The sequence below is a fragment of the Paenibacillus sp. SEL1 genome (genome assembly GCF_054602535.1).
The window spans coordinates 2,503,631-2,515,357 of sequence record NZ_CM137723.1; the positions used below are offsets into that span (position 1 = coordinate 2,503,631).

The following is an 11,727-nucleotide window of genomic DNA, read 5'->3' on the forward strand; positions in this document are numbered from 1 at the left end:
CCTCCTTTTTTCACGAGCATTCAAATTTGAAAATGTGAAGCGTATGTCGTATAAGGTAGTTATTAACCTTTTTAAGTGGGTTATGTACCATAAATGCTATAATGCCCATTACATAAAAGAAAAACGATAAGTAGGTGTCTATTATGAAAACAAATGTGCTATACATCGAAGATGACCAGGATATTGGTGCTTGGACGCATCAGTATTTGGAAGAGCGGAATTACGCTGTAACCTGGCTTCGCAGCGGGGATGGGGCTGTGGAAGCAGCCCGTACGTGCCAACTCGTGATTTTGGATGTGATGTTACCCGGTCTGGATGGATTCACCATGGGGAAGCGGCTCAAGAAAGAGTACCCGGAGCTTCCCATTCTCATGTTGTCTGCCCGTACATCCATTGACGATAAGCTACAAGGACTGGATTTCGCCGACGATTATGTAACCAAACCCTTTCACCCGGACGAGCTCATAGCACGTATAGAGATTTTGCTGCGCCGATCGGGAACCGTGCCCGAAGAATCTTTACAACTGGGGCATCTCTCTGTGTTCTCTCCTGATAACCGTATTGTGAACCGTGATACCGGGGAGGAAATTACACTGACAGGCAAGCAATATCACATTTTTGCTTATTTGCTGCGGCATTTGGGCCAAATTATGACGAAAGAGCAAATGTATGAAGCGGTGTGGGGAGATCCATATATCGACGGAGACAAAACTTTAATGGTCCATATCCGACACCTTCGAGAAAAGCTGGAGATCGATCCTGCGGCACCCCGCATCATTGAGACGATCCGTGGTGTAGGATATCGGGTGAAAGCATAATGAGCAGGACGCGCAAAAATTGGAGGAGACTGCACCCCAGCTCTAGGCCGGGTCAGGGAGGTCGGTTTCGCAGTTCACTGTTGTTCCGTTATCTGGTCATTATTGTGGTTGCTATGATGCTATTGCCCATTGTGTTGCCTGCTACAGCCTTGATATATAGCGTGTTATTGAATTGGGGGGCGGAGCTCAAGCCTAAAAACGCTTACTATCCCTCTACTACCCATACCGAAAATAGCTGGCATCGCGAAGCTGTAGCTTTGAAGGGAGCCACACCAGAGCAAATCTCAGCCCATCTGCGCAAAATACAACAGGATATGTTCCCTAACTCACAAATATTTTGGGTGGATACCGCAGGTAAAACAAGGTTGGAGTTACCGACACAACCTAACATGCCAAAACAATGGAACGCTGCGCAGGCTATAGCTTTTATGAAGCAAGCAAGCTATGAGGGGCCGTTTACGGTAGTAGCCTTTATTGGTGGGGGCAAGAATGATGTAAATCAGGGCTATATGGTGTTAAAAGTGCCCCGTTCGTTCTTTGAACAGCCACCTACAGATAGTAGCATGTTCATGTACTATCTCTTTTTTATCGTATTGGTTTTGGGCGCTTTTATATTCGTATCTCTTCTGTTTTTTGGAGGCATTCGGCGTAGACTGTTGCAGCTTCAGGCCGCCATGTCGCAGCGAGGAGAGGATGGCTTGCCTATTCTTGTTACCACTGGACGCCCGGATGAAATCGGCAAGCTAGAAGAAGCATTTAATCAGATGGTTGAGCAGTTGGCAGAAAGTCGGGGACGTGAGCGTCAAGAGGAAGAGCTGCGGAAGAGACTGGTCGCGGATCTGTCACACGATATTCGGACGCCGCTTACGGTCGTGCGTAGCCATCTGTATACACTAGATAGTGAAAATCTGAGCAGCAGAGGGAAACAGTCGATTACACTGATGGAAAACAAGCTAAAAGACCTTGGGAGTCTGATCGACAATCTGCTCACCTATAATCTGCTAGCTAGTGGAAAATACACTATGAATAACACACCGCGTGATATCCTGCGGCTAGTGCGGGAGTGTGTAGCCAGCTGGTATCCGGTGTGGGAAAAGGAGAGCTTTGAAGTGGATATCGACCTGCCTGAGCATAGTATGGTGTGGAATGTGGATGAGCAAGGCTTCCGTCGTCTGCTGGACAATCTCTTTCAAAATGTAGTACGCCATGCTGCCTCAGGCCGATATATCGGTGTTCAAGTACAGAAAGATAATGGGACAGAGGCATTGGTTATCACAGATAAAGGGCCCGGTATGGAGCAACAGTCCAGTGAAAAAGGCGCAGGGATTGGTTTGGCGATTACAGAACTGCTGGCTCGCGAAATGAATTTGGAGAGGGAGATTATCAGTTCATCAGCCGGGACCCGAATCCGTTTTTTAAACAAAACTTAAACTCAGAGTTCCCTTGGCTTTAAACTTGGCACGTTACGATAGGTGTCGAGGTGAGGAACTTGAACGAATACATTATTGAAACGAACAGTCTCAGCAAAATTTACAAAGGCCGCGCGGCGGTTAATCAGCTGGACCTGAAAATAGCTCGAGGAGATATTTACGGATTTCTGGGTCCGAATGGAGCGGGGAAAACGACAACAATCCGCATGCTGCTTGGACTTATTCGCCCAACTCGAGGAACGATCCGTATATTCGGCAAAGATATTCGCAGACATAAGCTCGATATTTTGCGTAAAGTCGGCTCGTTGGTGGAGTATCCTTCGTATTATGGTCATTTGAACGCAATTGAAAATCTGGAGGCCATTCGCCGTATTTTGAATGTACCCAAGCAAAACATTGCGGAAGTGTTAGAGGTCGTCCGACTGACCAAGCATGCCAAACGTCCAGTCAAAGGCTACTCGCTGGGCATGAAGCAGAGACTGGGTATTGCAGCAGCCCTGCTTGGGAATCCCGAAGTACTCATTTTGGATGAGCCTACGAATGGTTTGGACCCGGAGGGTATTCAGGAAATGCGCACATTGATTCAGGCGATGCCCGAGCAACGGGGGATCACCGTACTGGTATCCAGCCATCTGTTGAGCGAGGTAGAGCATATGGCGAATACCGTGGGTATTATCCGTGAAGGAGAGTTGGTCTTTCAAAACACGATTCATAATCTCCGTCAGGAATCCGCAGGCGGGATTCGGATCGTAGTATCGGAACCGGAAGCAGCCCAATTGATTGCGCGTGAGCAGGGCTACCATTCAGTGAAGGACGGATCGGCGCTGGATTTCGAGAACATGAATGATGCGGCTGTTGCGCTGCTGGTCAGAAGATTGGTCGAAAATACGCATGCCGTATACCGTGTGGAGGAACGCCGCAAATCGCTGGAAGATATGTTCATGCAGGTAGTGGGCAAAGGAGGGGCTTCCTTATGATGCTGCGAGCGCTCACGGCGGATCTGCTCAAAGCACGCAGAAAGGGAATCTGGTTCTTGGTGTTCCTCGGTCCCCTAGGGCTGGTAGCGATGCAGGGACTGAACTTTGGACTCCGCTATGATTATCTGATTCCGCGATACAAGGGGCGCTTATGGGAAGGCTTGATGGATAACATCGCTATTTTTGTCCCCCTTGCGCTGGTATTAGGAGCTACGATGGTCGCTTCCATGCTGGCGAATGTAGAACATTCGTCTAACTCCTGGAAGCAGCTGCTGGCTTTGCCTATCTCCAAATTTAGTGTTTATATGGCCAAGCTGGCGCTGGCGATCGGGATGCTGTGCGTGTCCTGTCTACTCCTGACGGTAGGGACTTGGGTGTTGGGAATGATTCTTGGCTTCGGGGGAGAGCCCGCACCTGTAGGGGAACTGCTACGACTCGGGTTTTGGCCTTTGGGCGGGACGCTGCCTATGCTCGTATTATTGTTGTGGTTAACGGTCACGTTCCATAATCAGGCGCTGCCTGTAACACTGGGTATTACGTTAGGCATCGGCAGCTTGTTTGCTTCACAGCTGTCCGAATGGTTTCCGTTGGCCTGGCCGCAATTCGCATGGGTTGCACCTCAAGCGTGGATGTTTGCGTCCGTCGGGTGCGGAACGGGCATACTTCTCAGTCTGCTAACAGCGGCCCATTTTAGCCGAAAGGATGTGGCGTAATGTTCGGAGGATATATACGGCTGCTTTCTGTTGAACGTATGAAAATGGCCAAATCGCCCGTCTGGCTGCTTGCGTTCGTCAGCCCGGCGATTGCCGTCTTGATTGGCTTGCTGGCGAATCCGGGAGGGAACTGGCTGTTGCTGTTGACTGCCATGCTTACATTACATGCCATGCTGTTCATGCCGATGCTGACCGCCGTATTTGGATCTCTAGTCTGCCGATTCGAGCATGGGGGCGGCGGTTGGAAGCAACTCATGTCATTGCCATTGTCCCGCACCAGTCTGTATGCGGCTAAGTTGACCATCATTATGACCTTGGTCGGATTGACCCAGCTACTGTTCGGAGGAGCGCTGCTGGGTGTCGGAGCTGTGCAGGACATGAACGGACCAATCCCTTGGGCCGTGATCGCTCAAAGTTTGCTCGCAGGCTGGGTAGCCTGCCTGCCGCTGGCTGCGTTGCAGTTGATGGTGTCCTTCTTGTGGTCCAGCTTTGCCGCACCGCTTGCGTTGAATTTCGTCTTCACCGTGCCGAATATTCTGGTCGCCAATTCTCAAACCTACGGTCCATACTATCCATGGACACAGCCTTTATTGGCGATGATGCCGAGTGGAAGAGACAACTTCGGGGCGTTCATGGTGCCAACTGACACACTGTTGACGGTTATAATAGGTAGCTTTGTCGTATTTACGTTGGCGGGACTGACCGTATTTCGTTATAAAGAGATATAGGGCGAAATACGGGGACTGCAAAAACTCCTTATCCTCAATGAGGGTAAGGAGTTTTTTTACTGTGCTATTGGTTTACACTAAGCCTGAAATGGCACGGATATTATTGCTGATAAGGTGACAAGAGGCGTCGAACTTCGCTTGTTCTTCCAGACTTAGCTCCAGCTCGATGACCTCTTGGATTCCTCTGCTGCCGATAATCGCCGGAACGCCCGTGCAGACATCGGTGTGCCCGTACTCGCCGTCCAATACAGCAGAGACCGCTATAATTTTACCATCATCATTTAAAATGGAACGGGTAATGTACGCCAGCGCATTGGCAATACCAAAATAAGTGGCCCCTTTGCGGGTGAAGATCTCCCAGCCTGCATCCCGAGTTTTACGGGCAATGTCGTCCAGATCGACGTGGCTGAATCGTTCCTTATGCTGACGCAAAATGTGTAAGAGCGGCTTGCCGCCAATCGTGACGTGTGACCAAGCGACGAATTGGGATTCGCCATGCTCCCCAAGAGCATACCCTTGTACGCTACGCGGATCTATGGAAAATACTTCGGAAAGCAACGTCTTGAGTCGGGATGAGTCAATGGAGGTGCCCGTGCCGATCACCTTGTTGCGCGGCAGACCGGATATACTTTGTACCATATACGTTACAATGTCGACAGGATTAGCGGCAATGACGAATATACCATCGAAGCCACCCTCCATAATCGCTGTTACAATCTCTCTGGTAATAAGCACTGCGTCGTCCAGCACAGATAGGCGGTCTTGACCCGGTTTAGGGTTGGCTCCAGCCGTTATAATCACAACGTCCATATCCGTGCAGTCTGCATACGTGCCGGCACGCACCTTGGTACGTGTGGACGTAAAATCCATACAATGGGACAGATCCAGTGCATGGGCCAAAGCCCGATCATACGTGCGGTCAATCATCATGATCTCATCACAAATGGACTGATTAACCATTGAGTAGGCACAGCTCGAACCGACCATTCCCGCGCCGACAATAGCTACTTTCCTTGCCTTCCCCTTCATCTATGTTGCCTCCTCGTTCCAGCGAACGTTAATATGCTACAAATTATGCCTGAAATACATTTTACGTTACATAACATAACATATTGCTGATCTTTTGAAAATATCCATTTTTTTGCCTCCATTCCGGGAAATTAAAAATAAACTGTGAATAGAGGTGTTCTTTGGGATTAATTATAGAGTGAACGTGAATTATCAATACTTTTACTGGAAGATAGGAGAGCATGTTTCAATTTATTTTTAAGGTGAATTCTGTGCAAATTATAACCTGAACTATGTTGATGGAAGGAATAGTGACGTGAAAATAATGAAAGTATGACATTTATGTGACGTACTTTAAAGAGTTTCAAGGACATACAGAACGGAAGTATGCTCTGCAATGTCGTTTCTTGTATATCTACAAATATTCCGTTATGACAAAGGTTCTTAGCAGTCTGCAATATTAGAACATTTTTGCCAAAGGGTTTCCAATGGATTTCGCGAATTCTACATATACAAGCTTGTTTCTTTCCATACCATCCGGGGAGGTAATGATTAAATGGAAGAAAGCAAATCGACGACGGAAGCAGCAAAACAGTTGGGAATCGGGGCGAGTACCCTTCGTAAATATGCAGCGGCGCTGGAGGAGCAGGGGTATGTGTTTCAGCGTTCCGCGAATCAATCGAGGATGTTCAGTGCTGAGGATGTTGAGTGCTTGAAGGTGATGCGGAGGGCGTTGCGTGAGCAGCATATGACGATGGAGCAGGCGGTTCAGGTGGTGCTTGAGAGAGTGACCGCTCCCTTTCAAATGGAGGATGAAGAATTCCGCTTGCCACCCATCTCGGATGCTGAGTCACTAACCGCAACCTGGGAAGAAATAATGGCGGCGGCTGAGGGCAGGGATGAGACGGTCATACAGGAGCAAGCAGCTGCTACGGTAGAACTGACAGAGTTACAGGATGAAATGAATGCTCAGGAACTGTCAGAGGAACCCATGCAGCTACAGGCGCAGGAAGAGTTACAGACTTTGGAACCAACCATTGAGTATAGATTGGAGCAAGCACCTGTATCCGTGCAAACACAGGAGTCTATAGAGCCGCAAGAACTGGCGCAGATGCAGGACATGGTGCAAACTGCATTGTTGGAAATGCGGAGCCGTTTGGAGGAGCTGGAAGCAGAGCACAGCCGTTTGGTGGAAAAGAATATCAGCCTGTCTAACCAACTGGAGGATCAAAAACGCTGGATGAAAGAAAAGGTTGACGAGGAACGAGATCGGCAGCTAATTACTAATTTGCGTACCTACCAGGGCAGGCAACGCAAATCGCGCGGTTCGTTGTTGTCCTGGCTTGGTCTGACACCGCGCAGACGCAGAGAGGCATAACCAGCATCTTTTCTAATAAAGACCATCAGACCTTCCCGGTTCTGATGGTCTTTTATCGTGGATGGTATAATAACGGAATACAAGAATACGAGAACAAGCCGTATAAGAAACGTTGCTGCGGCATGTAGAGGAAAGGATATAAATATGTTTGCTTGGTTGCGAAACGCATATGAATCATGGATGGATTATCCGAAACAGCCTGGCGATTTACTGAGCGGACGTTATGATGTTCGTTCGCTTTTAGGCATGGGGAGCTATGGTCTAACCTACCTCTGTCTGGATCGGCACAGCGGACAAGAGGTGGCAGTGAAAATGCCCAGACCGAGCAAACGGGCGAAGGCAGTTCAGCTATTGCAGCGCGAGGCTCATATTATGCGGCAGATGGAACACCCCTATATTCCGAAGCTGCTCGAAATTGTCGAACATTCGAACGGAATAGTTGTGGTTATGGAATACATCTCCGGCATGACGTTGGAGGAGCTTATATTTGAACAGGAGCGTTCCTTTACGGAACAGGAATGCATTGTCTACATTTTGGAGTTAATGGAGCGAGTTCTGCATGTGCATGAACGGGGCTATATCCATCGGGATATCCGCATTCCCAATGTGATTCACCGTGAGGGGAAGCCTTACCTGATCGACTTTGGTCTTGCTCTGGCGGTAGGAGAGCGACAGGAGGATATATTTACCGAATCCATGCTGGAAAAGCGCGCACCCGAGCGACAAGATGTCGCCGTCTACAGCGATTTGTACGATGTCGGACATTTAATGCTTTTTATGCTGTATAGCAGTTACGAGCCTCAGCCGGATCAACCGCCGGCAAGCTGGCAGGAAGAATTGAAGCTGAGTTCACCTGTGCGTCATATGCTGGAGCGTCTTTTTCAGATTCGGCCACGTTATGAGAATAGCCGACAGTTTATGCAAGAGCTGGAGGAAGCATTGTTGCTGCTTGAGGTTAACCCATAACGTCCCTAAAAATAAACAGGCATTCGCCGCAAAAATGGGGGAATGCCCCCCTTACGCATTTGACCAGGTCTACATACAATGATCCTGTAAATGAGCGAAGGGAGTGTTGTAAATGAGTCATATGTGTGGAGTAGGCGGTATGGGTTGCGGCGTAGGAGCATGGACCTCTGTAGGAGCGATTCTGGTTCTGTTTATTTTGCTGGTGATCATCTCTAAAACCCTGTTTCTGTAATTTCGGTCTTGGCCGATTTCCTGTAAAATGCACAGATGTTGCCCTGCATAACGAAGGGCGCACAACAATAAAGCGAAGGCCCTTGAGATAAGAAGGGTCTTCGCTTTATAGGGTTTGAAGGAGCCTGTGGCATGCTTCTTGTGTTACGCTCTATTCCGTCGCTAGTTCTTGTTGTTTGGCTAGGAACTGGAGTAATGACGGCGTTTATCTTTGTAATAGCGGTGTCCATTGTGACTATTCTTGTAACCGTCTGAAGAAGAGTGGCGTTTATGTTCACGTTCATAATAACGGTCTGAGCTGCTGTATCGCCGCTTATGAGAATGAGAGGTGGAATGTAGCAGGCGGTGCAGTAATTGTTTGAGCATCGTCTAATCCTCCTTCTTACCCTGCCCAACTGACATAGACAGGTTTTTATAAAACAGTAATACGCAGTAGCGTTAGAACAGGTTCCACTAATTTAAAGATCGTAGGGACTTGGCCTGAAATTCCGCAATATCCTTGAATTCTTCTTCGAATTTACGTGAAATGCGAATATAAATCGGCAGTAAATCGCGATAAATATCCACGTGTTCTGCTACAGGTTTGTGCTGGTGAGTGGTACCGATCATACCGGACACAGCATCCAGCGAATCAATCCGTCCCAGTGCGTACAAGCCCAGAATAGCTGCGCCCAGACATGAGCTTTCCAGACTTTCGGGGATAATGACTTCCTGATCGAAAATATCCGCCATAAGCTGTCTCCATAGCTCCGAGCGTGCAAATCCACCAGTGGCGTGAATGACTGACGGTCTGTCGATGACTTCTTCCATGGCGAGCATGACGGTATACAAATTGAATAGCACACCCTCCAGAGCGGCGCGAATCATATGCTCTTTTTTGTGACGCAGGGACAGACCGAAGAAGGAGCCACGAGCATTCGGGTCCCACAGGGGCGCACGTTCACCAGATAAGTACGGAAGAAAGAGCAGACCGTCGGAGCCAGGACGTACCTGTTCCGCAATTTGGGTCAGCACATGATATGGATCAAGTCCCAGTCGCTTGGCTGTTTCCACCTCGGAGGCTGCAAATTCATCCCGGATCCAGCGGAAGACTATACCTCCGTTGTTCACCGGGCCACCGATGACCCACAGCTTTTCGGTCAAGGCGTAACAGAAAAAGCGCCCTTTGGCATCCGTGAGCGGCTTATCAACTACGGTACGGATGGCTCCGCTAGTGCCGATGGTAACAGCGACAACTCCAGGTTTGATCGCATTCACACCGAGGTTGGACAAGACACCGTCGCTGGCCCCGATCACAAAAGGCGTGGTCTTCAGTAGGCCCATGTCATGCGCATAGGTCTCATCCAGTCCTTTGAGCACATGCGTTGTCGGCACCAGCTCGGATAGCTGCTCCTTCGTTACACCTGCAATGTGCAGTGCTTCCTCGTCCCAGTCCAGCTGCTGCAAATTCATAAGTCCGGTTGCGGAGGCAATCGAGTGATCCACGACATATTGGTGGAATAACCGGGCAAAGATGTACTCCTTAATGGAAATGAATTTATACGTCTGGGTCGCAACATCCGGTAAATCCCGCGTAATCCACATTAGTTTCGTTAGCGGTGACATGGGATGAATAGGCGTTCCGGTGCGTAAGTAAATATCGTGTCCGTTGTATTCATGTTTGAGCGCTTCGGCCCATTTGGCGCTACGGTTATCTGCCCAAGTGATGGAGGCTGTTAGCGGTTTGCCGTTCTTATCCACCGCCAGTACACTGTGCATGGCCGAACTGAAGGAGACGAACAGCACATGCTCGGCTGACACTCCGCTTTGTTTCATGACCTCTTGCACCGTCGTCACGACAGCTTTGAAAATATCTTCCGGGTCCTGTTCTGCCGCATCTGGCTCAGGTGTATGGAGCGGATAGCCCACATGGTGCTGGGCGGCAATATTGCCGTTTTCTTCGAAAAGCACCGCTTTGGTACTGGTCGTACCGATATCGACGCCGATCATATATCGGGTGTCTGTCATATTCAATCTCCCCTTCACTTACCGTTATTAGCTCATTATCGTTAAATTAACACACTCAGCAGCATAATCAAACCGAAAGCGACCAGGGAGAGGATGGTTTCCATAACGGTCCATGATTTTAGAGTCTGCGGAACCGTCATATTGAAAAATTCTTTAATCATCCAAAAACCGGCGTCATTCACATGAGACAAGATCAGCGACCCTGCTCCTGTAGCAAGGACGACCAGTTCGACATTCGCGCCGGGTGTAAGTGCCAGTACAGGTGCGACAATACCGGAGCCTGTCGTCATCGCGACTGTCGCTGATCCAGTGGCTACACGAATGAGCGCAGCGACCAGAAAAGCAAATACAATCACATTCATATGGGCTCCTGTAGCGACCGCTGCAATGGCCTGACCTACACCGCTGTCGATCAATACCGTTTTAAATGCACCGCCGCTCCCGATAATTAAGATAATAGAGGCTGTTGGTGCCAGACATTCACTGGTAAAACGGGACAAATCCTCTTTCTTTAGACCACGTGCATAGCCTAGCGAGAAAAAAGAAAACACGGCCGCAATCAGCAATGCCATAACCTCATCACCAATGAATTTGAAAAATACAGTGAGCGGATGTGTATTAGCCGGGTCTACGATTTCAGCGACTGATCCGCTAAGCATTAGAATAACAGGTAATAAAATGGTGAACAGAGTAATCCAAAAAGGAGGCAGCGACCGTCCCGTCGTATTTCTGAACTGCTCGTCCAGCCTCTCGGAAGGTCTAACCATGATTCTTTTGCCAATCCAAGCGCCGAAGACCGGGCCTGCAATAATGGCGGATGGAATGCCCACGATGAGTGCATATCCTATCGTGCGTCCAATATTGGCGTTAAAGGCTTCAATCGCGATCATCGGAGCCGGGTGGGGTGGCAAAAGGCCGTGTACCGTCGATAGTCCTGCCAGCATCGGAATACCGATTTTCAGCAGAGACATATTCATTTTACGGGCAACCGTGAACAGAATGGGAATTAATAAAATAATACCAACCTCAAAAAAAACGGGAATACCCACGATAAAGCCTACGATCATCATCGCCCAATGAACGCGTTTTTCACCAAAACGATCCATCAGTGTGGTCGCGATGCGTTCGGCACCGCCGGATTCTGCCATCATTTTACCGAGCATGGTGCCTAAACCGATCACGATGGCGATGGAGCCGAGCGTACTGCCGAGCCCCTTGGTGATGGAGGCAGTAACTTCATGTCCCGGCATCCCGTTAACCAGTCCGAGAAATACCGACGAAAGCAGCAGTGAAACGAAGGGATTCCATTTGAATTTGGCAATCAGCAAAATCAAAAGAATGACGGTAACTAGCGCCCATATGAGCAGGGACGCGTTATGACTTAAGCCGAGTAATGTGTTCATGAAGTAATGCCTCCTTATTCATTTATGTGTAGCTAAATGTATACTTGTCGACAACTTTAATGTAAAAG

The 11,727-nt window shown here is 48.9% G+C and carries 12 protein-coding genes; 8 read left to right on the top strand and 4 right to left on the bottom strand.

Annotation, left to right across the window (positions count from 1 at the left end; all coding sequences use genetic code 11):
- The first annotated feature begins 143 nt into the window (after nucleotides 1-143).
- Genes ACYCSE_RS11450 through ACYCSE_RS11470 form a run of 5 tightly spaced genes read left to right on the top strand, consistent with a single transcriptional unit; the run spans nucleotide 144 to nucleotide 4,666 of the window.
- The gene (locus tag ACYCSE_RS11450) at nucleotides 144-818 is read left to right on the top strand and encodes a response regulator transcription factor (RefSeq protein WP_061831149.1); all 675 of its coding nucleotides are present in this window, start codon (nucleotides 144-146) and stop codon (nucleotides 816-818) included.
- A complete protein-coding gene (locus tag ACYCSE_RS11455) occupies nucleotides 818-2,248 on the top strand; it encodes a sensor histidine kinase (protein WP_459702286.1) in 1,431 nt (476 codons plus the stop codon). Before ACYCSE_RS11450 ends, ACYCSE_RS11455 begins: the two co-directional genes overlap by 1 nt.
- Nucleotides 2,249-2,307: 59 nt before the next feature.
- The gene (locus tag ACYCSE_RS11460; RefSeq protein ID WP_250267284.1) at nucleotides 2,308-3,225 is read left to right on the top strand and encodes an ABC transporter ATP-binding protein; all 918 of its coding nucleotides are present in this window, start codon (nucleotides 2,308-2,310) and stop codon (nucleotides 3,223-3,225) included.
- Nucleotides 3,222-3,938 (top strand): ABC transporter permease, encoded by a 717-nt coding sequence (locus ACYCSE_RS11465; protein WP_459702287.1) that lies wholly within the window; start codon nucleotides 3,222-3,224, stop codon nucleotides 3,936-3,938. The genes ACYCSE_RS11460 and ACYCSE_RS11465 overlap by 4 nt, the downstream gene beginning before the upstream one ends.
- Complete coding sequence (locus ACYCSE_RS11470) at nucleotides 3,938-4,666, top strand: ABC transporter permease (RefSeq protein WP_459702288.1); 729 nt, start codon at nucleotides 3,938-3,940, stop codon at nucleotides 4,664-4,666. The genes ACYCSE_RS11465 and ACYCSE_RS11470 overlap by 1 nt, the downstream gene beginning before the upstream one ends.
- A gap of 72 nt (nucleotides 4,667-4,738) precedes the next feature.
- Here the strand turns inward: ACYCSE_RS11470 and ACYCSE_RS11475 are convergent, their stop codons facing one another.
- Nucleotides 4,739-5,695: an L-lactate dehydrogenase gene (locus ACYCSE_RS11475; protein ID WP_322175347.1), complete on the bottom strand. Its 957-nt coding sequence runs from the start codon at nucleotides 5,693-5,695 to the stop codon at nucleotides 4,739-4,741.
- Nucleotides 5,696-6,230: 535 nt separating this feature from the next.
- Here ACYCSE_RS11475 and ACYCSE_RS11480 point away from each other — a divergent pair.
- The 3 genes from ACYCSE_RS11480 to ACYCSE_RS11490 all read left to right on the top strand — a co-directional run bounded on the left by ACYCSE_RS11480 (nucleotide 6,231) and on the right by ACYCSE_RS11490 (nucleotide 8,250).
- Nucleotides 6,231-7,052 carry a MerR family transcriptional regulator gene (locus ACYCSE_RS11480; RefSeq protein ID WP_250259649.1) on the top strand — a complete coding sequence of 274 codons (822 nt, stop codon included), beginning with the start codon at nucleotides 6,231-6,233 and terminating at the stop codon, nucleotides 7,050-7,052.
- A gap of 144 nt (nucleotides 7,053-7,196) precedes the next feature.
- Nucleotides 7,197-8,018, top strand: coding sequence for a serine/threonine protein kinase (locus ACYCSE_RS11485; protein WP_254326889.1), 822 nt, complete (start codon nucleotides 7,197-7,199; stop codon nucleotides 8,016-8,018).
- 112 nt (nucleotides 8,019-8,130) lie between these two features.
- Nucleotides 8,131-8,250: a hypothetical protein gene (locus ACYCSE_RS11490; RefSeq protein WP_013369112.1), complete on the top strand. Its 120-nt coding sequence runs from the start codon at nucleotides 8,131-8,133 to the stop codon at nucleotides 8,248-8,250.
- A gap of 179 nt (nucleotides 8,251-8,429) precedes the next feature.
- On the opposite strand, the gene ACYCSE_RS11495 is transcribed toward ACYCSE_RS11490, so the two are convergent.
- The 3 genes from ACYCSE_RS11495 to ACYCSE_RS11505 form a co-directional block, all read right to left on the bottom strand.
- A complete protein-coding gene (locus tag ACYCSE_RS11495; protein ID WP_081330714.1) occupies nucleotides 8,430-8,615 on the bottom strand; it encodes a hypothetical protein in 186 nt (61 codons plus the stop codon).
- An 87-nt stretch (nucleotides 8,616-8,702) separates the two neighbouring features.
- Nucleotides 8,703-10,256, bottom strand: coding sequence for a gluconokinase (gene gntK / locus ACYCSE_RS11500; RefSeq protein ID WP_459702289.1), 1,554 nt, complete (start codon nucleotides 10,254-10,256; stop codon nucleotides 8,703-8,705).
- A 41-nt stretch (nucleotides 10,257-10,297) separates the two neighbouring features.
- On the bottom strand, nucleotides 10,298-11,659 hold the full coding sequence (locus tag ACYCSE_RS11505) for a GntP family permease (protein WP_025722432.1): 1,362 nt from the start codon (nucleotides 11,657-11,659) through the stop codon (nucleotides 10,298-10,300).
- Nucleotides 11,660-11,727: the final 68 nt, after the last annotated feature.

Coding starts and splice junctions, on each gene's coding strand:
- ACYCSE_RS11455 (WP_459702286.1), top strand. CDS start 818: ATGAGCAGGACGCGCAAAAATTGGAGGAGACTGCACCCCAGCTCTAGG.
- gntK (WP_459702289.1), bottom strand. CDS start 10,256: ATGACAGACACCCGATATATGATCGGCGTCGATATCGGTACGACCAGT.
- ACYCSE_RS11505 (WP_025722432.1), bottom strand. CDS start 11,659: ATGAACACATTACTCGGCTTAAGTCATAACGCGTCCCTGCTCATATGG.
- ACYCSE_RS11485 (WP_254326889.1), top strand. CDS start 7,197: ATGTTTGCTTGGTTGCGAAACGCATATGAATCATGGATGGATTATCCG.
- ACYCSE_RS11495 (WP_081330714.1), bottom strand. CDS start 8,615: ATGCTCAAACAATTACTGCACCGCCTGCTACATTCCACCTCTCATTCT.
- ACYCSE_RS11470 (WP_459702288.1), top strand. CDS start 3,938: ATGTTCGGAGGATATATACGGCTGCTTTCTGTTGAACGTATGAAAATG.
- ACYCSE_RS11490 (WP_013369112.1), top strand. CDS start 8,131: ATGAGTCATATGTGTGGAGTAGGCGGTATGGGTTGCGGCGTAGGAGCA.
- ACYCSE_RS11480 (WP_250259649.1), top strand. CDS start 6,231: ATGGAAGAAAGCAAATCGACGACGGAAGCAGCAAAACAGTTGGGAATC.
- ACYCSE_RS11450 (WP_061831149.1), top strand. CDS start 144: ATGAAAACAAATGTGCTATACATCGAAGATGACCAGGATATTGGTGCT.
- ACYCSE_RS11475 (WP_322175347.1), bottom strand. CDS start 5,695: ATGAAGGGGAAGGCAAGGAAAGTAGCTATTGTCGGCGCGGGAATGGTC.
- ACYCSE_RS11465 (WP_459702287.1), top strand. CDS start 3,222: ATGATGCTGCGAGCGCTCACGGCGGATCTGCTCAAAGCACGCAGAAAG.